The sequence below is a fragment of the Adlercreutzia sp. CNCM I-6216 genome (assembly GCF_977113345.1).
Genome location: NZ_CDSBIE010000007.1, coordinates 108,484 through 129,134 on the forward strand (window position 1 = coordinate 108,484; position 20,651 = coordinate 129,134).

The 20,651-nt window shown below is 61.3% G+C and carries 17 protein-coding genes and 2 tRNA genes; 7 read left to right on the top strand and 12 right to left on the bottom strand.

Annotated elements, in window-relative coordinates:
* Window positions 1–31 precede the first annotated feature (31 nt).
* Window positions 32–187, top strand: coding sequence for a hypothetical protein (locus tag ACYVRU_RS08175; RefSeq protein WP_461186009.1), 156 nt, complete (start codon window positions 32–34; stop codon window positions 185–187).
* A gap of 101 nt (window positions 188–288) precedes the next feature.
* On the opposite strand, the gene ACYVRU_RS08180 is transcribed toward ACYVRU_RS08175, so the two are convergent.
* The gene (locus ACYVRU_RS08180; protein ID WP_452040777.1) at window positions 289–1,230 is read right to left on the bottom strand and encodes a serine O-acetyltransferase; all 942 of its coding nucleotides are present in this window, start codon (window positions 1,228–1,230) and stop codon (window positions 289–291) included.
* Window positions 1,231–1,587: 357 nt separating this feature from the next.
* Window positions 1,588–3,549 (bottom strand): MDR family MFS transporter, encoded by a 1,962-nt coding sequence (locus ACYVRU_RS08185; RefSeq protein WP_461186010.1) that lies wholly within the window; start codon window positions 3,547–3,549, stop codon window positions 1,588–1,590.
* A 186-nt stretch (window positions 3,550–3,735) separates the two neighbouring features.
* On the opposite strand from ACYVRU_RS08185, the gene ACYVRU_RS08190 reads away from it, so the two are divergent.
* The 3 genes from ACYVRU_RS08190 (at window position 3,736) to ACYVRU_RS08200 (ending at window position 8,370) form a co-directional block, all read left to right on the top strand.
* Window positions 3,736–5,046 carry a hemolysin family protein gene (locus ACYVRU_RS08190; protein ID WP_114538880.1) on the top strand — a complete coding sequence of 437 codons (1,311 nt, stop codon included), beginning with the start codon at window positions 3,736–3,738 and terminating at the stop codon, window positions 5,044–5,046.
* 117 nt (window positions 5,047–5,163) lie between these two features.
* Window positions 5,164–6,522: a helix-turn-helix transcriptional regulator gene (locus ACYVRU_RS08195; protein ID WP_114538879.1), complete on the top strand. Its 1,359-nt coding sequence runs from the start codon at window positions 5,164–5,166 to the stop codon at window positions 6,520–6,522.
* Between the two features lie 141 nt (window positions 6,523–6,663).
* Entirely contained in the window at window positions 6,664–8,370 is a 1,707-nt protein-coding gene (locus tag ACYVRU_RS08200; protein WP_114538878.1) for an FAD-dependent oxidoreductase, read from the top strand.
* Window positions 8,371–8,545: 175 nt separating this feature from the next.
* Here ACYVRU_RS08200 and ACYVRU_RS08205 read toward each other — a convergent pair whose 3' ends face one another.
* On the bottom strand, window positions 8,546–9,337 hold the full coding sequence (locus ACYVRU_RS08205) for an amidohydrolase family protein (RefSeq protein ID WP_114538877.1): 792 nt from the start codon (window positions 9,335–9,337) through the stop codon (window positions 8,546–8,548).
* A 260-nt stretch (window positions 9,338–9,597) separates the two neighbouring features.
* Here ACYVRU_RS08205 and ACYVRU_RS08210 point away from each other — a divergent pair.
* Both ACYVRU_RS08210 and ACYVRU_RS08215 read left to right on the top strand, forming a co-directional pair.
* A tRNA-Ser gene (locus tag ACYVRU_RS08210) sits at window positions 9,598–9,689 on the top strand.
* A 70-nt stretch (window positions 9,690–9,759) separates the two neighbouring features.
* A tRNA-Ser gene (locus ACYVRU_RS08215) sits at window positions 9,760–9,852 on the top strand.
* A 443-nt stretch (window positions 9,853–10,295) separates the two neighbouring features.
* On the opposite strand, the gene ACYVRU_RS08220 is transcribed toward ACYVRU_RS08215, so the two are convergent.
* From ACYVRU_RS08220 to ACYVRU_RS08240, 5 genes are all read right to left on the bottom strand, one after another.
* The gene (locus ACYVRU_RS08220) at window positions 10,296–11,087 is read right to left on the bottom strand and encodes an ABC transporter ATP-binding protein (protein WP_114538876.1); all 792 of its coding nucleotides are present in this window, start codon (window positions 11,085–11,087) and stop codon (window positions 10,296–10,298) included.
* Window positions 11,088–11,185: 98 nt separating this feature from the next.
* A complete protein-coding gene (locus ACYVRU_RS08225; RefSeq protein ID WP_302011495.1) occupies window positions 11,186–12,523 on the bottom strand; it encodes a peptidylprolyl isomerase in 1,338 nt (445 codons plus the stop codon).
* Between the two features lie 300 nt (window positions 12,524–12,823).
* A complete protein-coding gene (typA, locus tag ACYVRU_RS08230) occupies window positions 12,824–14,638 on the bottom strand; it encodes a translational GTPase TypA (protein ID WP_114538874.1) in 1,815 nt (604 codons plus the stop codon).
* Between the two features lie 148 nt (window positions 14,639–14,786).
* On the bottom strand, window positions 14,787–15,410 hold the full coding sequence (locus ACYVRU_RS08235) for a J domain-containing protein (RefSeq protein WP_114538873.1): 624 nt from the start codon (window positions 15,408–15,410) through the stop codon (window positions 14,787–14,789).
* A gap of 9 nt (window positions 15,411–15,419) precedes the next feature.
* On the bottom strand, window positions 15,420–16,106 hold the full coding sequence (locus ACYVRU_RS08240) for a CPBP family glutamic-type intramembrane protease (protein ID WP_114538872.1): 687 nt from the start codon (window positions 16,104–16,106) through the stop codon (window positions 15,420–15,422).
* A 73-nt stretch (window positions 16,107–16,179) separates the two neighbouring features.
* On the opposite strand from ACYVRU_RS08240, the gene ACYVRU_RS08245 reads away from it, so the two are divergent.
* Window positions 16,180–16,887: a TraX family protein gene (locus ACYVRU_RS08245; protein ID WP_227069380.1), complete on the top strand. Its 708-nt coding sequence runs from the start codon at window positions 16,180–16,182 to the stop codon at window positions 16,885–16,887.
* Window positions 16,888–16,947: 60 nt separating this feature from the next.
* On the opposite strand, the gene ACYVRU_RS08250 is transcribed toward ACYVRU_RS08245, so the two are convergent.
* The 4 genes from ACYVRU_RS08250 to ACYVRU_RS08265 all read right to left on the bottom strand — a co-directional run bounded on the left by ACYVRU_RS08250 (window position 16,948) and on the right by ACYVRU_RS08265 (window position 20,335).
* Window positions 16,948–18,405 carry a hypothetical protein gene (locus ACYVRU_RS08250; protein ID WP_114538871.1) on the bottom strand — a complete coding sequence of 486 codons (1,458 nt, stop codon included), beginning with the start codon at window positions 18,403–18,405 and terminating at the stop codon, window positions 16,948–16,950.
* 86 nt (window positions 18,406–18,491) lie between these two features.
* Window positions 18,492–19,442 (bottom strand): Rpn family recombination-promoting nuclease/putative transposase, encoded by a 951-nt coding sequence (locus ACYVRU_RS08255; RefSeq protein ID WP_181869638.1) that lies wholly within the window; start codon window positions 19,440–19,442, stop codon window positions 18,492–18,494.
* A 30-nt stretch (window positions 19,443–19,472) separates the two neighbouring features.
* Window positions 19,473–19,631 carry a hypothetical protein gene (locus ACYVRU_RS08260; RefSeq protein ID WP_157011821.1) on the bottom strand — a complete coding sequence of 53 codons (159 nt, stop codon included), beginning with the start codon at window positions 19,629–19,631 and terminating at the stop codon, window positions 19,473–19,475.
* Between the two features lie 77 nt (window positions 19,632–19,708).
* Entirely contained in the window at window positions 19,709–20,335 is a 627-nt protein-coding gene (locus ACYVRU_RS08265; RefSeq protein WP_147272670.1) for a hypothetical protein, read from the bottom strand.
* Window positions 20,336–20,651: the final 316 nt, after the last annotated feature.

Below are 20,651 nucleotides of genomic sequence, written 5' to 3' on the forward strand. Positions count from 1 at the left end.
AAAACATGGGGGTCGGCGAGGCTGTGCTAACATGGAAGAAGCTGGGATACTGTGCGCCTTCACCATCGAGAACCGCCGCGTTGAGGTGGGCGACCCTGTAGAGGCCCTTCCCCGCGTGCGCATCGCCGGCGAATACACCCAGGAAGGCTTCGAATACCTCGTAGAACCCAACGGCGGCGAGCAGTAAAGGCGAGACTAGCGAAGAGGCTTCTGGGCGACGCCCGCCGTTTCCACAAGCGCTCTGTCAAGATCGCCAGTTTGGTATCCTCCGACGCTGCTTGCTGTCGATTAGTCCCTCTCGCCGGGCTGGCGGACGCGGATCTCCTGCTCTTTCACAGAGACGCGGGAATGGGGCGGCACCGAGAAGGTCACGAAGGTGGAGCCCGCGATAACCGAGCCCTCGCCGATGACCGTCTCGCCGCCCAGCACACTGGCGTTGGAGTAGATGGTGACGTTGTCCTCGATGGTGGGGTGGCGCTTCACGCCGGCCAGGCGCTGGCCGCCGCGGGTGGAGAGCGCGCCCAGCGTAACGCCCTGGTACAGCTTCACGTGGTCACCGATAGTGGTAGTCTCACCGATGACAACGCCAGTACCGTGGTCGATGAAGAAGTACTCGCCGATATGAGCGCCAGCACCGATATCGATGCCCGTGGAAGAGTGGGCGATTTCGGTCATCACGCGCGGGATGATGGGCACACCCAAATCGTAGAGCACATGCGCAATGCGATACACGTAGATGGCGTACAAGCCCGGGTACGTGAAGATGACCTCCTCCTTCGAGCCCGCCGCCGGGTCGCCGTCGTAGAGCGCCTGCACGTCGGTGAGCAGCGTGCGCTGAATTTCGGGCAGAGCGTCGAAGAACTTCGTGCAGATTTCAGCCGTCTGCTCGCACACGGAGTCACTCGTGCAACCGCCGCACAAATGATTGCCGCTGCCGACGAGGTCGTCGCGATCGTCGGAGGTATAGGTGAGCGCCAAGATAAGTTGCTGGCGCAGCACCGACTCGATGTCGATGAGCGTCTGGCCGATGAAGTAGCTGGGGCTCGTAGAGGGCGACAACATCTCCGGTCCGAAATAGCCGGGGAACAGTACGCGGCGCAACTCGGTGATGAGCCCCTTAATAGCCGCGCGGCTGGGGAAGCGGCGGCCGGGCTTGGTGAAGAAGATCTCGTCCGCCTCGTAGTTCTTCTCGATGGCCGCGACGATGCGCTCTAGGTTGTCTCCGAACATGGGCCTTCCTTTCCGTGCGAAAGCGCCGACACAACCGCTGCCCAAAAAGCAGCGGCAAGGTCGTCGCCTAAGGGGGTTCGCGCCTCAGGGATGCGAACGCCTCGGGTGTTTTCGATAGGATAGCAGATCGGAGACGCTTGACCGCCCACGGCCCGTGCCGTCGCGCAAAACAGTTACTATCGAGGTAAAGATACCGGATGCCCCTCACCAGCGCACCGCCGCTTGCCCGCACCGTCGCAAGCAAGCGCACAATCGCACCCCGCGCACCTGGCGTCTTCCCATACGCACGGAAGCCGACCCTGCGGCTTCCCACACGCAAGCAGCCCCGTTGCCCTCGCTCGCCGGGGCTGCTTGAATTTAACACTCCTCGCAGGCCTCTTCCACGCACTCGTGCTGGCCGGAGGGGCCCTCACCGCAGTAGACGGCGCGCTCCGGATGGTCGGCCAGGTAAGCGGCCATGGAGTACTGGGTGATGTCGCTGCGGTTGATGATGCCCACGATGTGGCCACTCTCCAGCACCGGCACCTTCTTCAGGTGGTTCTCGGACAGAACACGGCACACATCGGTCAGGTTCGCGTGCACGCTCACGCAGATGGGGCTGGCGGCGCCAATTTCGCTGGCGCGCATCTGCATGACCTTCGCCAGCTTCTCGTCGTAGCCCTCGTCGTCGTTCACGGTGCTGTTGATGAGCACGATGGGATCGGTGAACGAGTTGCTGCGCGGACTCAGCCGCTTCAGGATGTCGCCATCGGAAATGAAGCCCACCGGCTCGCCCGACTCGTCCACGATGGGCGCCGCCGAGATGTTCTTCTCCACGAACAGGCGCATGGCCTCTTCCACCGTAGCCTCCCGGCTCAGCGAGTACACGTCGGTCTTCATGATGGACGTGAGCAGCGACTTGCGGGTGCCCTCCTCGTCCACCGCAGCCTCCTCGCCGGGCTTGTCCTTCACAAGGGCGATAGTCATGACCAGGCCGACGAGGCAGAGCACCGTGCACACGAGGAAGGCGGCGTTGATGCCCAGCATGGTGCCCTCGGTGGCGCCGAGGCCCGGCGAGGCGATGTTCTGCACCTGGGTGCTCACGGCGATGATGATGGCGGTGCCGAGCGAGCCTGCCACCTGGCGCAGCGTGTTGTTCACGGAGGTGCCGTGGTTCATGACCTTGTTGTCCAGGGCGTTCATGCCCCAGGTGGTGATGGGCATGTTCACCAGCGACATCGAGAACATGCGCACCGTGTACACGATGGTGATGTAAATGATGCTGGACGTGAGGTTCAGAATGGCGAAGGCGAAGGTGGTGAGCGTCAGCAAACTCATGCCCACGATGGCCATGCGGCGTGGGCCGTGGCGGTCGAACCACTTGCCGGCGAGCGGATTCATGATGCCCATAAGGATAGCGCCGGGCATGAGCACGAGGCCCGACACCGTGGCCGACAGCCCATGGAGCGACTGCACGTAAATGGGCATGAGGATGCCGGCGGCCAGAAGCGCACCCTGCACGAGCATGCCGATGATGGTGCCCACGAGGAAGCGGCGGTTCTTCAGCACGTCGACGCGCAGCATCGGACGCGGCAGACGCGTCTGGCGGATGAAGAACCACACAACGCCGACGATGCCGAGCGCGGTGGTGAGCAGCGGCACCAACGTGAAGCCGGCCGAGCCCAGGGCCGAGAAACCGTAGAGCATAAGCCCGAAGCCCAAGGTGGAAAGGGCCAGCGACAGCGGATCGAGCACCGAGTCGCCCTTGTTCGCCGGCGCCTTGTTGTCCACAAGGAACAGCGACGGAACGATAATAACGATGGACAGGGCGAAGATGAGGTAGAACAGAATGTGCCAGTCGGCCTGGTCGATGACGAAGCCCGCCACCGTGGGGCCGATGGCCGGCGCGAAGGCGATAACCAAGCCGAAGATGCCCATGGCCGAGCCGCGGCGATCAACCGGGAACACCAGCATGAGCACGGTCATGGTCACCGGCATGAGGATGCCGGCGCCGGCGGCCTGCACGAGACGGCCTCCCAGAAGCACCGGGAAGTTGAGGCCCACGGCCGCCAACAGCGTGCCCACGGCAAACAAGCTCATCGAGAACACGAACAGCTTCCGCGTGGAGAACCGATCCTGCAGAAACGCCGTGATGGGGATCATGATGGCGTTCACCAGCGTGAACCCGGTGGTCAGCCATTGGGCCGTGGACTGATCGACATTCATCTCGGTCATGATGGACGGCAGTGCCGGCGTCACCAGCGTCTGGTTCAGCACCGTCACAAAGGCGCCCAGCACGAGCACTACCAGCATCATCCATTGTTTGCGCGTTAGCTTCATACACAACACCTCACTCGCTTCTCGCCCCGCTCTCGCTTGTTTTTCCTAGTATGAGCGTCGCCGGCACCTTCTGCGGTATCAGTTCGGCGACTGTTTGGGAAAATCATCTATGGATTCGCTCATGTTATCTCCCGCACCTCTATAATGCGGAACAGAGTTTTTGCCCTGAAAGGATGATTGATCGGTATGCAAACCGCTATATGCCTGTTGCTCGTGGTGTTCTTCTTGCTGATGAACGCGTTCTTCGTCATCGCGGAATTCGCGCTGGTGCGCGTGCGCAAGAGCCAGATTGACATGGCCGTCGCCGAGAAGCGCCGCGGCGCCGAGGCCGCCCGCGACGTAACCACGCACATCAACGCCTACCTGTCGGCCTGCCAGCTCGGCATCACGCTGGCATCGCTGGCCATCGGCTGGTTGGGCGAGCCGGCCGTCTCCGCCGTTCTGGAAGCACCGCTTCTGGCCTGGGGCTTCCCCGAGGCGACGGTGTACCCCATCTGCGTGGCCGTGGGCTTCTTCATCGTGACCACCCTGCACGTAGTGGTCGGCGAGCTCATCCCGAAGTCCTTCGCCATCTTCGCCACCGAGAAGTACGCCCTGCACACCGCCGGTCCCTTGCGCGTGTTCTACCGCGTCACCTACCCAATCATGGTCATCTTCAACGGCATCACCAACGGAGTCATGCGCCTGTTCGGCCACGACCCGGCCGACGAGCACGAGGTGTACACCGGCGAGGAGATCAAGCTGCTCATTGACGAGTCCACGGAAAGCGGCCTCATCGATCCGGAGCAGAACGAGTTCGTCGACAACATCTTCGATCTGGGCGACAAAGACGCCGAGGGGATCATGACCCCGCGCACCGACGTCATCTGTCTGGATTTGGAAGACACGCTGGAAGAGAACTGGGACATCGTGCGCCAGTATAAGTACACGCGCTACCCGGTGTGCGACGGCTCGAAGGACCGCATCGTCGGCTTCGTGCACACCAAGGACCTCGTGGACGTGCCCAAGGACGCGCCCATGAGCGATTGGAAGATTCGCGAGCTGCCGCCCGTGCCCGAGGGCGCGCCCATCGCGAAGCTGCTGCAGGCCATGCAGGAGGGTCGCACCGAGATGTGCGTTGTCGTGGATGAGCACGGCGGCACGGCGGGCATCGTCACCATGAGCGACATCATGGAGCAGATCGTCGGCCGCATCGACGACGAGTACGTGCACGACACCGACGATGACATTGAGGAACTGCCCGACGGTACTTACCAGATCAACGGCACCCTCGCCATTGATGACCTGGTGGAACTGCTCGGCTTCGAGCCCGAAGAAGCCAACGATGTGGAAACCGCCGGCGGCCTTCTGCTGTCGCTGTTCGACCGCATTCCCAAGGAGGGCGACGTGGCGGTGCTGGAAGATCGCGGCACGAAGGTGACGTTCACCGTGCTCGCCATGGATCGCCTCCGCATCGACCGCATCTGCATGGCCATCGACCGTCCCGACGAGGAATAACGGGCGGCCCCGAGAGCTTCGTATCCGGGCGGTCTTCGGGCCGCCCTTCGACCGAGCGACGGCCTCATGTATAATGTCCCCATATGATCGAGGGCCACAACAAGAAGGGACATACCGTTGCAGCGCAATCATGGGCGGTGGCTCGGCAGAAATCTCCTGATAGCTGTGGCGGGTATCTCCGCCCTTCTGGCGGCCCAGTCATTTGAGGCGCCCTGCGAGATTTCCTGGCATCTTCCCCTGGGACAAGGCAGCGTGCCGGCGACCATTGTAGACGTAGCCGTCGCCTCCCTCGTTTCTTGCGCTTTGATCATCGCGGGCAACCGAGGGAGACGCGCGCTTGCGAGTGTTCCCCTCGCCATAGCAAGCGCCTCGTGCTGCCTAATGGGCCTGGCCGTGCAAGGCACGGGAGAGCCCCTCTCCATTTTTGGACTCATCCTCATGTCTGCCGGGGGAACCGTTCTTCTCTTCTGCTGGCTGGCGGCAGTCTGCGCCCAGCGCGATATCGGCATTGTCGAGCTGATGATAGAGATCGAGGTGCTCGCATCGGCGGCGGCGATTCTCCCCTCGCTTCTGTCTGCGTCATGGTGCCAAGCCCTCGCCGGCATGAGCGTGGCAGCCTCTGCGGTGGCACTTTGCCTCATCCAGCGCCCCGCGCCTTCCGCATCGGAGACCGAGCGGTCTTTTACCCTCGAGCCGTCTTCGCTGGCTAAAATCCTCTGCAGCTTCTTTGTTATCGGACTGGTGGTGGGATCCTTACAGTACTCGGTCTTCCTGCAGCAGGCAGAAGGCGAGATGTTCCCCGTCATCATTACCGCCATATCGCTCGCACTCGTGCTCTGGCTCTTTAACCGCGGCCGGGACTTCAACCTGTCGGTGTGGACGAAAGTGGTTGCAACCCTTTCGCTGGTCGCTCTTATCTTAGTGCTGTTCTCATCGACTCTCACCTACCTTGCCTACGTGTTGGCCGGCATCGCATACTCTCTTTTGGAATGCGGCGCCCTCTACATGGGATTACTCCTGGGGAGGCTGTATCCTGGTACTCGTGTGAGAATCTTAGCCACTGCCTGGTGTGTGGGGACTTTAGGATCCCTCCCCCTGCTAGCTTCCGTTTTTTTCGGACTCCACATCGCAAGCAGGGTCGCCATGCTCTTCATGGCCCTTCTGCTCGTCGTGGCATCCATTTGGATTCTGGAGGATCGAGCCGTGTCGCTGCTGTTGTCCGCAAGCGGCGGCGCGAAGCTCACCTCGCTCTCGGGTCGTCCCCTTGAATCATTCGGCGACAGCATGGGCCTGACTGCTCGCGAACGCGATGTGTTCAATCTCTATATCGTCGGACGAAGCGCCCCCTACATTGCAGAGAAGCTCGTAATCAGCGAGAGCACGGTGAAATCTCACCTGCAGCACATCTACACCAAATGCGACGTCCATTCGCGCCAGGAGCTTATCTCTCTCGTTGAAGCTGTTCGAGAAAATTAGAGTTCTCCCTGTTCAAAAGGTATTCATACGTTTCGTAGGAGAAGAGTTTTCCCTTATTTCATACGTTTCTCCTGTTTCGCCGCCTCCGAAAATGCGGTGATATGGGCACTATCTTGCCGTACAACGGAAGAGGAGGAAATTATGGCAATGGAGGAAAAGAGCGCGGGGGCAATGACCCGGCGCGGGTTTCTAACGGCCCTGGGCCTGGCGGGCGCTTCAGCGGCCGGCGCGGGCCTTGTTGGCTGCGCGCCAAAACAGCCAACCGAGGCAGCTGGCGACGACCAGACCGCCCTCGCTGACACTGGCACCCTGGTGGAAACCGACATCCCCGAGGAAAAAATCCTCGAGACCGTCGATTGCGACGTGTGCGTGGTCGGCCTGGGCGTGGCGGGTGTGGGAGCCCTGCGTTCTGCTGCTGAAGGAGGACTCAAGGTAGTCGGCGTCGAGAAGGGCAGCAAGCCCAGTGCTCGCTCGAACATGTTCGCCGCCTTCGGCACCGAGAAGACGCGCTCCATCGGAATCGAGGACATCAGCCCCACCGAGGTGGCCAACGAGCTCATGACGCAAATGTCGCATCGCGCAGACTATCGCATAACCACGAAGTGGCTGAAGAACTGCGGAGAGGCTTTCGAGTGGTACACCTCCGCATATGACGGCCTATTGTGGCTCGGCATGGAAGACGAGCTTCCCGAAGATCCTAGCCAGTTGTTCGTCTGCGCCGATACGCTCACGAGCGGCATCTACCGTTTCGGAATCGACCACGAGCGCCTCTTCGCCGGATGCTGCTGCATCAGCGGCGGCGACGAGACCCATACGCCCGTTTTGCAGGCTAATGTGGATGCGGCTTTGGCCACGGGCAACGCGCAAGTGCAGTTCTACTCTCCGGCTGTGAAGCTCGAGGCGACCGACGGGCAGGTAACTGCCGTGATCTGCCGCAATGATGAGGGCGAGGGCTACACGCGCTATCGTGTCTCCAAGGGCGTGGTGCTCGCCACGGGCGGCTATTCGCACAACGAGAAAATGCTGGGGCAGTATGCTCCGTGGATTCTGAAGAACCAGGACAAATTCCTGTTCTCATACGAGGTGACGGATCACGACGGCAACCCCGCCGATACCGGCGACGGCCAGCAGATGGGCATGGACGTCGGCGGCCACCTGGACGTGGGGCCCCATGCGGTAATGGCTCACATCCTTCAGTTCGGCCAGGAGTTCTTCCTGCAAGTCAACGAGCATGGCGAGCGTTTCACCAACGAGGATCTCAGCATGACCAATATCGCCAAGGTCATGCAGAACCAACCGGGCAGCAAGGTTTTCCAAATCATAGACAGCCACTGGCCCGAGCAATACCCGATGCTTGAGATGGTCATGCAGAACATCCGCAGCTACGGCGACGGCGAGGGTTTTTCTGCCCAAGCCGACACGCTTGAAGAGCTCGCCTCCCAGCTGGAGCTCAGCGCGGATGCCACCCAGAACCTGTCCGCCGCGGTCGCTCGCTACAATGAGCTGTGCGAGAAGGGCGTCGACGAGGACTTCGGCAAAGCTGCGGAGAAGATGTTCCCTGTGGTGGACCCGCCGTTCTATGCAATCACCTACGATATGCTCAAGCACACTTCAGTGGAAGACGTAAGCTGCATGCGCCTGCTCGTAACCATGGGCGGCCTTGTGACCGACGACAACGCGCGCGTGCTGGACGATGACTCGAACCCCATCCCCGGTCTGTTTGCCGTCGGCAACGTGCAAGGCGGCCGTTTTGTGGAAGACTACCCCTTCACCTTGTCTGGGGCCAGCCACGCCGCCGCTCTCACCTATGGGTACCTGACAGGCAAGTATCTCGCTGAACAGGCGTAAGTTCCGCACATCCGAATCTGGCGCACCTGCCTCCCTCCCCGATGCGCCGAATGGGGGCACTCCTGCCCCATAAGACGGAGAACCCTACAGCCCCAAGGGCAAAGGGTTCTCCGTCTGTCGTTCAGCGAGATATACGAGAGGTCCAAGACGACCCCTTGCGGTACCTGGGAGCCTTCTAGATTTCCTGGCCGATAAAGCGCTCGGCGTTGTGCCAGGTGATGGCTTCGAACTCTTCCTGGGTGAAAGGCATGGCGGCCAGCATGTTGTACTCGGTCACGGGGCTCCACATGGGGAAGTCGCTGCCGAACATCACGCGCTCGACGCCGTAGGCGCGCACCAGCTCCACGGTGCGGCGCGGGCCCAGAAACTCTAGGGCGCTGGACGTGTCCACGTAGCAGTTCTCGTCTTCCAAATACTCGAGGGCGTAATCGAACACCGACCAGCCGCCGAAGTGGGCCGCGTCCACCACCAGGTTCGGGAACGTGTGCAGGATGCGCTTCAGACGGCGCGGATGCGAGAAGTCGTAACGATAGTCGCCGGTGTGGATGACGATGGGCAGCCGGCCCTCGATGACCTCGTACAGGTGCATGAGCCGAGGGTCGTCCATGTTCACCTTCTGGGTGTCGGGATGGATCTTCACGCCCTTCAGTCCCAGATCAATGGCGCGGTTGATCTCACCTTCCACGTCTTCGAAATCTTGGTGCATAGTAGCGAAGCCAACGAAGTTGTCGTGGGCGCGGCACTGCTCGGCGATGAAGTCGTTGATGATCGGCACCTGCCCGGGCGTCGTGGCCACGGAATGCACCAGGTGATGGGTGATGGGCGAGCCTTCGCACGCCGCGAGCATCGAGGACGCCGAAGCATTCTTTGCGTTCATGTCGACGCCGTAGAAATCGCCCACGGCCGAGGAAGCCTTGCAGGCGATCTTGTCGGGATAAATGTGGGAATGGGCATCAATGACGGGCATAGCGGTTCCTTTTGACAAGCACGCTTTTTGCCTATTGTACGCAGTTCCTCCGTGAGATAAACGGACAATGGAGGCTCACTGGGGAATCCGAAGGTTTAACGGTTAGCCATCCTCGACGATGAGGTGCGTCTTGGATCATCCCTCGCAAGATCCGCCGAACCGTTGCGGCGAAAGCCTCCACACGAAAAAACCTCTTGAGACCGCAGCGCAGCTGCGCTATACTTCTAAGACGCTTCACGTTCGTGAGGCAGACGCTATGCGGAGAGATGTCCGAGCTGGCCGAAGGAGCACGATTGGAAATCGTGTATGCCCCAAAAGGGTATCTGGGGTTCGAATCCCCATCTCTCCGCCAGACTTATCCCGCGAGCCTCTTCCAGGCTCGCTTTGATATGGCGCCCCTTTAGGCGGCGCATCGCCCCTGCGGAGGGGTGGCAGAGTGGTTGAATGCGGCGGTCTCGAAAACCGTTTCACCGGTGCTCCCGGTGACGAGGGTTCGAATCCCTCCTCCTCCGCCATTTTCGGTTCCGATATACTCCCGTATCCAGGCCCCTTTCTCTCTGTTTACGCTGGCGCTGGTGTCGTCGCTAACGCAATCCGTAGCACGGAGCCCCTTTTTGCCGCAGCGCTGCCGCCAATACGACATTATTCCGCCTTGTGCTACGGAGTTTGCTTCTGCTAACTTTGACAACTTTCGAGTTTCCCCAGTTCAGCTGTTTGTGACTATTTGTTAACTCTAGATTACACCGTAGCACGACCGCCCTTTCTGTCGCTCACGTTGAATCCAGCTGCCAAAATGGCGCCCCGTGCTACAGGGGGGCCGAACCCAGCTGCCAAAATGGCGCCCCGTGCTACGGTTTGGAGGAAAACGCAAGGGGGAACCTCAACCATAGGATGCGCCGTACACAATTCATTGAAGCTCTTCGAAGGAAAATGCGGCGCAGCGCTAGCAGTCCACGACCTAGCAGTCCACGAGGCTGTAACGATCGCGAGTGCGCACCACTTCCAAGGGGACGCCGAACAGGCCGCTCATGGTCTCACTGGTGAGCAGCGCCTCCTTAGGGCCGTCAGCCACGATACGACCGTCGCGCACGAGCAGCAGCCGCTGAATTTCCGGGGCAATGTCCTCGGGATAATGGGTAACCAGCAGCACCGGGCGGCCGGCGCGGGCGAGAGCGCTCATCGTTTGCCGAACATAGTACATTCCTTCGGGGTCGAGTCCCGTGCAGGGTTCGTCGAAGATGAGGACGTCCGGGTCGTGCACGAGCGCCCGGGCGATGAGCACGCGCCGCGCCTGGCCCGTGGATAGCGTGAGAATATCCCGCTCGGCCAAGTCGCCGATGCCCAGCTCGCTCATGATTGCCCGGGCGCGAGCGCGCTGGCCGTCGGTTACCGTGCAGCGCTGGGGTATCCCCAGCGAGCCGAACAAGCCGCCGGCCACGATATCCTGGGCCGGCACATGCACGCGAATCTGATCCTGCATCGTGGACGACACCACGCCCAGCGCTCGCTTGATGTCGGCCAAGGTGACGCGCGCATCGCCCCGAAAAAGCACGGGCGCCTCATCGCGGTGCAGCGGGTGTATCTCGCGGGTAATGAGGCCGATGAAGGTCGACTTCCCCGAGCCGTTGGGTCCCAGCAGTGCCGCCGATTCTCCCTCGGCAAGGGAGAACTCATCCACCGCGAGAATCTCGCGGCCCGCGCGGCGCACATGGGCGTCGCGGATACGCAGCAGCGGCGACAGGTCCGTCATGGCTTTCTCCTCCAACAAGAAAGCGCCCGCACGGATGCGCGGGCGCTTCGTTCTTCTCTCATTCGCAAGGACGTCCTCGCAGCGGCGGGAGCGTCGCCTTACTCGGCAGCTCCCTCAGCCGGCTGGGCACCATCGGCGGCACCCTCGGTCGGCTGCTCGGCGGCGGCGTCATCGCCAGCAGGTGCGGCGCCCTCAGCATCGGCAGCAGCCTCATCGGCAGCGGCCGCGGCGGCATCTTCGGCACCTTCAGCGCCCTCGTCGACGCCCTCGGCTACGGGAGCCTCAGCGCCCTCGCCTTCGCCCTCGGCGGTTTCCTCATCCAGCACGATGGGGTTGCCATCGGCATCGACGGCCGTCACACCCGTGCCATCCGTGGAGGTCTCCGTCTTGGAGTAGTTCGCCATATCGACGTAGTAGGGCAGCCCCTCGGGCATGTCGTTGATCTGAATGTCAGCAGCGTTGCGCTGCTCCTCGAGCCACGTGTAATAAGCATTGGACTGGTTGGAAGACTGCAGCATGGTACGGATAGAGTCCTGGAACTCCGTCGGCAGCTGATCGAGGCTCGTCAGCTCTTCCGGCGCTTCGAACACATCGGTGCACTGGATGATGTGAATGCCGTACGTGCTGGTCACGAGCCCGCTCACATCGCCCTTGTTCAAGTCGGCCAGGGCCGTGGTGTACTCGGTCACGAGGTTGGACAGGCGGTCCCAACCCACGTTGCCGCCCTCGGCGGCGGAAGCGGTGTCCTTGGAATAGGACTCGGCGGCCGTGGCGAAGTCGAGCTCGCCGGCGTTGATCTTGTCGAGCACTTCCTGGGCCTGAGCCTCGTCGGAGGCCTCGAACAGGATGTGCGAGGACTTCTTCGCGCCGTCGTAGGAGCTCACGTAGGTTTTCGCGCTCTCGAGCACTTCCTCGTCCGTGGGCTCGGCAGCGCCTTCGCCCACCTTCTCCTGCAGCTGCTGGGACACCAGAGACAGCGCGATGTTGTCGCGATACTCGTCCTCGGTCATGCCCACGGCCTCGAGGGCCTCGGCCCAGGCACTATCAGAATCATAGTGGCCACGCATGGTTTCCACGTACTGATCGATCTCGGTGGGATCGGCGGTAATGCCCTCGGCCTCGCCGCCCTGCTTCACCAGCTCTTGGTCGACGAAGGAGTTGACGATCTCCTCGCGCACCGACTCAGGCGTGTAATCGTTGTCGGCGAGCCACTGGCCCCAGGCGTCCTCCTCGGTGAGGCTCATCTGGGCGCGGATGTCCTGGATGGCCTGCGTGACCTTGTCTTCGGGAATCTCCACCCCGTTGACCGTGGCCGCGACACCGCCCGTATAGGTGGGCGTATCGCTGGTCTGCTCGGAGCACCCGACGATACCCAGGGCGCACACAGCCGCCAAACCAACGGAAGCAAGCGATTTCGCAAAAGACAGCTTCTTCATAAGCACCTTCCTCATAGGCAACGGGGACGGCCGAGGTTCAATTCACGATGGCGTTTTGAGACAGTCCCCGATAAGTTCAAAAGGCATTTTCCCACGCATGACGGCACGGTAACAACCGCCGCACAATTTGCCCACTTTTGATTCACGGTACGTCAATGAGAACGAGGAAGAAATCCCACTTCAAAGCTTATGAATTGGGTCATATTCGGATATTTTGATTCACGCAATTTCCCATACAGAAAGGGGGCGACCAAGGTCGCCCCCTACGGGTAGGTATGTGGCTCGGCCATAAGGTACGGGTTAGTTCTTCTTCGCCTTCTTGCGGTCGGTGGCGGAGAGCAGGCGCTTGCGCAGGCGGACGGACTGCGGGGTGACCTCCACCAGCTCGTCGTCCTCGATGTATTCCAGGGCCTCTTCCAAGGTGAAGGTGATGGGCGGCGTCAGCTGGATGGCCTTGTCGGCCGAGCTGGAACGCTGGTTGCCCAGGTTCTTCGTCTTCTCGACGTTCACCACCATGTCGCCTTCCTTGGCGGACTCGCCGACGATCATGCCCTCGTAGCAATCGTCGCCCGGCGCCACGAACAGACGCCCGCGCTCCTGCAGCGTGTCCAGCGCGTAGGCGACGGCCTTGCCCGTGGACATGGCGATCATGCCGCCGTTCTTGCGGCCGGCCATTTCGCCGGTGTAGGGGCCGTACTCCTTGAAGTGGTGGAACAGCATGGCCTCGCCGTGGGTGGCGTTCAGGATGCGTGTCTTCAGGCCCATGGTGCCGCGCGAGGGGATGGAGAACGAGAGGTGCGTCATAGTTTCATCGGAGGCCATGTGCTCCATGATGCCGCCGGCGGTGCCCATGACCTCGATGGCCTTGCCCGCGTACTCGTTGGGCACGTCCACCGTGGCTTCCTCGATGGGCTCGAGCTTCGTGCCGTCCTCAGCGGTCTTGTACACCACGCGGGGGCGGCCCACCTGGAACTCGAAGCCCTCGCGGCGCATGGTCTCCATGAGCACGGACAGGTGCAGCACGCCGCGGCCGGCCACCTCGATGCCGGATTTGTCCTCCAGCTCGTTGATGCGCATGGAGATGTTGCTCTCCTTCTCGCGCATCAGGCGCTCCTTCAGCTGGCGGCCGCCGACGATCTCGCCCTCGCGACCCACCAAGGGACTCGTGGACGCCTCGAAGACGACGGCCATGGTGGGCTCTTCCACGGCAATGGGGGCCATCTCGGTGACGGGGCTTTCCGGATCGGTGATGATGTCGCCGATGTCGGCGTCCTCGATGCCGATGACGGCCACGATATCGCCGGCATCAGCGGCCGTGACCTCGGCCTTGCCAAGGTTTTCGAAGGTGTACACCTTGCGAATCTGCGCGCGGCGCTCGGCCCCGTCGGGCTTCACAACGAGCACCTGCTCCTTCTCGTGCAGCGTGCCAGAGGACAAGCGGCCCACGCCGATGCGGCCCTCGTAGCTGGAGTGGTCCACCGTGCAAATTTGCAGGGCCACCGGGCCGTCGATATCCACGTCGGGGGCGGGAATCTCATCCAGAATGGTGTCGAGCAGCGGCACCATGTCCATATTGCCGTCGTCGGGCTCGCGGCGGGCGTAGCCGTTCACGGCCGAGGCGTACACCACGGGGAAGTCGAGCTGCTCGTCGCTGGCGCCCAGTTCCACCATGAGGTCGAAGACCTTGTCCACGGCGCCCTCGGGGTCGGCGTTGGGACGGTCGATCTTGTTCACGACCACCACAATGCGCAGGCCGCGCTCGAGCGCATGGGAAAGCACGAAGCGGGTCTGGGGCTTGGGGCCCTCGTAGGCATCGACGATGAGCAGGGCGCCGTCGGCCATGTTGAGCACGCGTTCCACCTCGCCACCGAAGTCGGCATGGCCCGGCGTGTCGATGACGTTGATCTTCACGCCCTTGTAGGTGATGGAGATGTTCTTGGAAAGGATGGTGATGCCGCGCTCGCGCTCCTGATCGTTGGAATCGAGGACGCGTTCTTCCACCTGCTGGTTCTCGCGGAAGACGTGGGAAGCCCACAGAAGACGGTCTACGAGAGTGGTCTTGCCGTGGTCGACGTGGGCGATGATAGCGACGTTGCGGATGTTCTCTTGCTTCATGAATCTTCTTTCGGTTCGTTTTTGGGCACAGAAATTATAGCGCTTTGCGGGGGCAATAGCGGGAAATGGCCGCAGACGGCACCGGGACGACAAACGGGCGCGGCAGAAGGGGTACGATGCGCACGGCCGGACGAGACGGCGGGAGCAACTACTCCTCGAGGAGAGCCTCGTACTCCTTGCGTTCCTCGGTGAGCTTCGCCAGATGCTCGTTCAGCGTGTTGAGGTTGCGCTGGGCGCCGAGAAACTGAATGATGCCCCACACCGTGGCGGTGCCGGCGACGGCGGCGATCATGCCGAGGATGCCGAAAGGCCGCCGGATGGTGAGCAGCGTGGCCACCGCGCCAATGGCCGCCATGGCCAGGCCGTTGCGGCGCTCGTCGGAGACGGTGTCGCGCTGGGCCACCAGCTGGGCGCGGGCGGCGGCGATGCCAGCAAGGCGCGCCTTAATCTCGGCCTCGGTGAGGTATTCCACTTCCACACCGTCTTCGACTTCGGTCCAGGCACGCGCGGCGCCGGATGAGGAGGATGCGCCGGACGAGCTGCCGGAGCGCGCACCGCGGCCGCCACGGCCGCCGCCTGCGCCCGAAGACAGCAGGTCGTAAGCCTCTTGCAGGCGCTTGAACTGCTCCGTGGCGCGGTTCTGCAGCTTCTCATTGCCCGCGAACTTGTCCGGGTGCAGAATCTGCACCGTCTCGCGATAGGCGATTTTGATGTCGTCGGCCGTGGCGTCGTCTTCCAGGCCGAGTATATGCAGGGCTTCAGTTCTGTTCATGGGCAAAGCCTAACATGATTTTACGGCCCATGCCAGCAGAACCGTTGTGATCACCAAAGGTACGAGATCGGCCGGATTGCCCGTGAGGTAGGTAGAGGGCAGCACGCCGCCTGTCAGCAAAAGGGGGCCCCAGAACAGCAGATCGAAAAGGCCGTGAACGATTACGGGGGCCATCAGGGAAAGCGCCCGCTGCGGGAAAGGACGCGAGCCGTAGGGACTACGAACGACGAGCAGCGCCATGACAGCCCCGAACAACGTCGACTGCGTCACCTTGAGAACGCCCTGGATCGCAGCAACACCAATGTCGGCTCCTGGCGCCATCAGCGATCCTTCAGGGAACAGGTGGGCCAATCCGAATATGAGGGAACTCGCCATTACCGCGAAACCGACGGGATCAACGACCGCGCGTAAGCCGGCGAACCGATGACGATGAGCGCGCGGCGCTCTTCTTGGGTATGCTTCATTCCGGCGACGCGCCCAAGACAGGCATGCCCACAACAACACGCCGCGGAAAAGCACCTCTTCCACCACCGCCGCCTCCCAAGCCTCGGCAAGCAATGCGCCACAGCGCGCCAGCTGCACTGCTTGCGAACCCCCGTCGGCCCACCACTGACCGAGGCCGCCCACGACGCCGGCGAGCAGCACCAAGACGAGCACAGGCCCAAAGCCACACGGTATGATTTTGGTATTTCCCATGGCGCATCATTATAATAGGTGCGCCTCTTTGACTGCGCCGGCACCTTTCAGCCGGCCTCGCGAAAGGATCCCCATGAAGCCTATGCCCCCCGTTACCGCCTTTGTGTTGAAGGTGGCAGCTATCGTGGGCATGACGTGCAACCATGTTGCCAACGTGTTCGGCAGCGAGCTGCCAGGGGGCGCCATGGTCGCTTTGTATTCTTTGGGCGGCCTCACCTTCCCCATTATGGCGTATCTGCTGTGCGAGGGGTATCGACACACCTCCAGCGTGCGACGCTATGCAGAGCGACTCGCCGTGTTCGCGGTTGTCTCGCAAATTCCCTATTCGCTGCTGTTCGGAGCGACGGGTAACGTGCTCATCACCCTGCTTATCGGGCTCGGGATGCTGTGGCTTGTCGACCACCAGCGGCAGAACCTTGTCCTATGCGCGCTGGGCCTCCTTGGAGAGCTGGCCGTCAGTTCCTTTTGCGACTGGGGCATTATCGGCCCGCTTATGATTCTGCTTTTCTGGCATTTTCACGATCGGCCGCGCGGGGTAGCGCTCGCGATGCTCGTACCTTTTTTGAGCCTAGGGCTGCCGGCTCTTTCATGGGCAGTCAGCGATCCTGCGCTGCTAAGCCTAGGCGTACTCGGCTATTACACCGTTGGGTTCGGGTTGGCAACAGCGCTCATGCTGAACTACAACGGCCAGCGAGGCCGACCGTTGAAATGGTTCTTCTATGGGTACTACCCTGGGCATCTTCTAGCACTGTGGGCGCTGGCGCAAGCGCTTGCTCTCTAGCTGAAACGCCAAACCCTGAGGGCGCGGCGGTCCTTTAGAAGCGCTCCCTTTAAAGCAAGGCTAAAGCGCTTGATGCCCGGCATTCGGAACGGCGACGGCATCAGCCTCGACAGCACTATTGCCCAGCACCTGGCCCTCGAAAGACGCCAGCCGCTGCGCCATCACGAGACGTCGGCGCACGGCGATAACGCCCCACAGCGCCGTTCCAATAGCCCCCAGACCCGCGACCCAAGGAGCCGGATCAACCGGAGCGTCGAAGGCCCCCATGGGAACCTCCTCTTCGGCAATGGCTTCGGCGCCGCCGACTCGAGCAACCATCGGTGTTGCATCATCGTCGATGGAAACCGTCTCGGCTGCAGGCTGCTCGGCAGAAGTCGTTTCGGCAAGCTCGACCTTCGCGGGAGCGGCCTGGGGCGCGGGCTCGGACACAGCCGTGCGCTCGCCCGCATTGAACCCACCGCCGTTGGCACCGGTGGCGGTGTCGTTATTCTGGGCATTGCTCTGCGACTGCTGAGGTGTGGGCGGCGCGGGAACCTTGATGCTTGGCACCTTCGGGGTTTCGTTGTCGGAAGGCGCCGGCGGCTTCACGCCACCGTTGTTGTCGACTGACCCGTTACCATTATCGTCGGGGACGACGGGCTTGCCGGCAGGATCGTTATCGCCAGGGTTTTCGGGCTTGACCGGCTCTTCGGCTGTCTTTTTGTAGACCAAGGTCATGCCGGAAACGGAGGATCGCGCGAGAGATTCAGCTGCTACCGTAACGGACTCGCCGCCATTCTTCTCTGTAGTTAGCTCTTTCGAATATTCGTAGCCTTCGATGTCGATGATTTGGTCGTCCGCAGCTATCTCCGACCCAACGGCAGCCAAAATGGTGCGCGTGTCGGTCTTGTTGCCCTGATCATCTACGTCGCCCACAGCAAGTGCGTTGCCCTCGGCGTCAATGTAGCGGACATCGAAATTCACCAGCTGATCGCACAGTTCTCCGTCGAGGTGCCACGTATGCCCTGCCACCGCATAATCAGTCGCTCCGGAGCACACCTTAAGGGCGGTCCACTTCGCAGCACTCAGGCTCAGTGCTTGGGCACCAGGGTAATAGTTGATCGACCGCAAAGCCGTGCCTATCTGATTTTGCATAGCTTTAAGCTCAGTTTGGTCAACCTCGTAATTCAAGGGCTTTTCACTCGGTTTTGCAATGCCTTTCAATGCAATGACGCCTACCGTGAACCAGCCCTCCCGGTTGACCTCCAACCCGGCCGCCTTCGCCGTATCCAGAGCCGGCCCATTTAAATGCAGGTACACAAAGACGTTCGATCCCGCCTCGGGCTCCTCGGGTGCAGGCAAAACAAGGTGCTCGGTAGCCGCATCGACGCCGTCGGCCTCTTCTGCCAGGGCGGTGCCGGGAAGCACCGTCAGATTCAAAAATGTCAGAGCGAGCAATGCGGCCAAGCCGGCAGCCAAAACCCGCATCGCCAAACCCATTCCTTTATTGGTAAACCGCGTGATGTCTCCCACGATCATCACCCGCTTCCTTCCCATTTCAGCATCTCGTTAAAGATGATTCAAGTTTACCAAATATTGACAGAATTATCAGCTCATCAACCGCATTATTCGGCCTGGGAGATGCCAAACTCACGTATCAGCTCATCCCGGTAACTCTCTTCCACAGCTGCCCGTCGAGCGTCGTCGAGCCGTTCGGCGCCCAAAAGCAACGCCATCAGCGAAGCAACCTCGCTAGCCGCTTCCGCGCGGCCCTCGGCCAGGCCTTGCTCTCGGCCCTCGGCCAGGCCTTGCTCCCGACCCTCGGCCAGGCCTTGCTCCCGACCCTCGGCCAGGCCCTGTTCAAGGCCCTCGGCCAGGCCCTGTTCAAGGCCCTCGGCCAGGCCCTGTTCAAGCCCCATCTGGAGGCCGATTATTTGACCGCGCTCTTGTCCCTTTTTCTCAGCAATGCGCCTTTGAATTTCCATGTCTTCCTCAAACGTCAGCAACGCCATCTTCTCCTTCCGCCAATTCTCGTTTTTGTTGGCCTTTTTCACCGCAACGGCAAGCTGGCCCATAAGCGGATCTTCCCCGGCTTCCCCCGTCCAAACATAGTGTAGCAGGTTCCGCAAGCGCCCCTCGGGGAGCTTGCCCCAAGCAGGGGCGGATAGGGCTTTCCAAAGAAAGCCATGACCGATGCGCGCACTGGGTTTCTCCAAGCAGTTCACATCGAGCGTATACACAGGAAGTCCTTCATCGAACGGATCGTGCATGCAGATGAAAATAATGATACAAGGAGGTAGCTCTTCGTAACCTTCTCCCTTCCGCAGAGTCAGCGTATCCAACGCTCCCTGGTAGTACCGCATTCTCCGTCCGAGGTCTTCTCGCTTGGTTGTCTGCATCTCAATATCGTAGATCTCGTTTTTCGTCTTCACGAAGGCATCGAGACGCACGCCGTGATTGGTGAGTGTTGGGCGAACGTCGTCTTCGGTGACGATATACTCGATATCTGCTATTGGCTCGAGGAGGTTCCCATGGACACTGCAGCCGACATCGTCGCGCAGCTCGCTACGCGCCAACCGCGATGGCATCCTCGGCGCGGCCTTCCTCTAGCCCGCCGGCAGCGAGGCGACACGGGCGAGCAGCCCCGCCACCGTCTCCGGATCTTCGATTCTGCTTACCGCAAAGGCGCGCTTTCCCGCATCCTTGATAGAGGCGCCGACGTGGTAGGCCTCGGTGCCGCCGAGAGCCTCCAAGTCGACATACACGTCGACAAGCAGAACCCTTTCCCGCGCGCGGAGGTCGTTAGCTATGTCTCAGTCGAAGGCCCCTAGCACGAATCGCACTATGCGAGCTTGCGTCTCACCTGCTTAAGAAAGTTCTGCCTGAAGTTTCTACGCGTTCCGAAGAAGCGCCGGTAGGAGGCGCTCACGTCTCCGCGCTCGTAGCGTCTCTCGGCGAGGCCGACCGTGCACAGGTAGTCCGCCGCCTGGGCCAGCCTCTTTTCCTGGTGGGAAAGCGGTTTGTAGACCGCGGCACTGCGCGCAAGGGCGTAATCGAACGCCCCGTGCAGAGACGCTGTCACCGCCTCCTGGCCTCCATCGTAGTATATCGCCACCCGATCGTATAGCTGAAAGTCGTCGAGACGGTCGAACACGAAGTCGATTATATCCTTGCGCAAGCGCGCCTCAAGCCGATCGCGATCTTCCGTGTACGCCCTCTCGTAGGAAAAGACCCTGTAAGTAATGGGCAACGTGCGGACGAACATGGAAAACGCGATCAAATGGCGCTTTCTCTTCTCAGGAGAGATTCCCTCGTAGTCTCCATGGCCGTGAATGAGATCGACGCCATGGAACGGAATATCGGCCAACCCCTCCAGACTCAAGCGATCCAGATAAGGCCCGATATACTGCGCAAGCTCTTTGCTCTGGTCGTGAAACACCAACGCCGTCAAATAGTAGCCGGCGGCCATGTCTTGCGCCCCCGCCTCATCGGTGAAGCAGCTTAGTAGTCGCAAAACAGCACGCCCCCTTAAATGCAAACGGCGAGGGAGCACCCTCGCCAGTCTGGAGCCATCGGGCCTTCCGACCCTCCGGCAGAATCTTTTATACCACAAACAGGCGGCCCTGGAAACGCATCTTTCTCATTTGTTTCCCTTGCGACCGCCGCTAGCTTCGGCTTCGGACTGAAAACTATCCTACTCGATCGCGACCGCGGAAATGACGCGGGAGTGTCCCGATCCGTTCCCCGCGCCGACCGCACCCGCGTCGCAAACCACCAGGAAGATG

What these genes read in the sequence shown, in the direction of transcription:
- ACYVRU_RS08180 (WP_452040777.1), bottom strand. Translation starts at nt 1,230, where the DNA reads ATGTTCGGAGACAACCTAGAGCGCATCGTCGCGGCCATCGAGAAGAAC.
- ACYVRU_RS08265 (WP_147272670.1), bottom strand. Translation starts at nt 20,335, where the DNA reads ATGGCCGCCGGCTACTATTTGACGGCGTTGGTGTTTCACGACCAGAGC.
- ACYVRU_RS08175 (WP_461186009.1), top strand. Translation starts at nt 32, where the DNA reads ATGGAAGAAGCTGGGATACTGTGCGCCTTCACCATCGAGAACCGCCGC.
- ACYVRU_RS08200 (WP_114538878.1), top strand. Translation starts at nt 6,664, where the DNA reads ATGGCAATGGAGGAAAAGAGCGCGGGGGCAATGACCCGGCGCGGGTTT.
- ACYVRU_RS08220 (WP_114538876.1), bottom strand. Translation starts at nt 11,087, where the DNA reads ATGACGGACCTGTCGCCGCTGCTGCGTATCCGCGACGCCCATGTGCGC.
- ACYVRU_RS08240 (WP_114538872.1), bottom strand. Translation starts at nt 16,106, where the DNA reads ATGGGAAATACCAAAATCATACCGTGTGGCTTTGGGCCTGTGCTCGTC.
- ACYVRU_RS08185 (WP_461186010.1), bottom strand. Translation starts at nt 3,549, where the DNA reads ATGAAGCTAACGCGCAAACAATGGATGATGCTGGTAGTGCTCGTGCTG.
- ACYVRU_RS08235 (WP_114538873.1), bottom strand. Translation starts at nt 15,410, where the DNA reads ATGAACAGAACTGAAGCCCTGCATATACTCGGCCTGGAAGACGACGCC.
- ACYVRU_RS08205 (WP_114538877.1), bottom strand. Translation starts at nt 9,337, where the DNA reads ATGCCCGTCATTGATGCCCATTCCCACATTTATCCCGACAAGATCGCC.
- ACYVRU_RS08190 (WP_114538880.1), top strand. Translation starts at nt 3,736, where the DNA reads ATGCAAACCGCTATATGCCTGTTGCTCGTGGTGTTCTTCTTGCTGATG.
- ACYVRU_RS08225 (WP_302011495.1), bottom strand. Translation starts at nt 12,523, where the DNA reads ATGAAGAAGCTGTCTTTTGCGAAATCGCTTGCTTCCGTTGGTTTGGCG.
- ACYVRU_RS08250 (WP_114538871.1), bottom strand. Translation starts at nt 18,405, where the DNA reads ATGATCGTGGGAGACATCACGCGGTTTACCAATAAAGGAATGGGTTTG.
- ACYVRU_RS08245 (WP_227069380.1), top strand. Translation starts at nt 16,180, where the DNA reads ATGAAGCCTATGCCCCCCGTTACCGCCTTTGTGTTGAAGGTGGCAGCT.
- typA (WP_114538874.1), bottom strand. Translation starts at nt 14,638, where the DNA reads ATGAAGCAAGAGAACATCCGCAACGTCGCTATCATCGCCCACGTCGAC.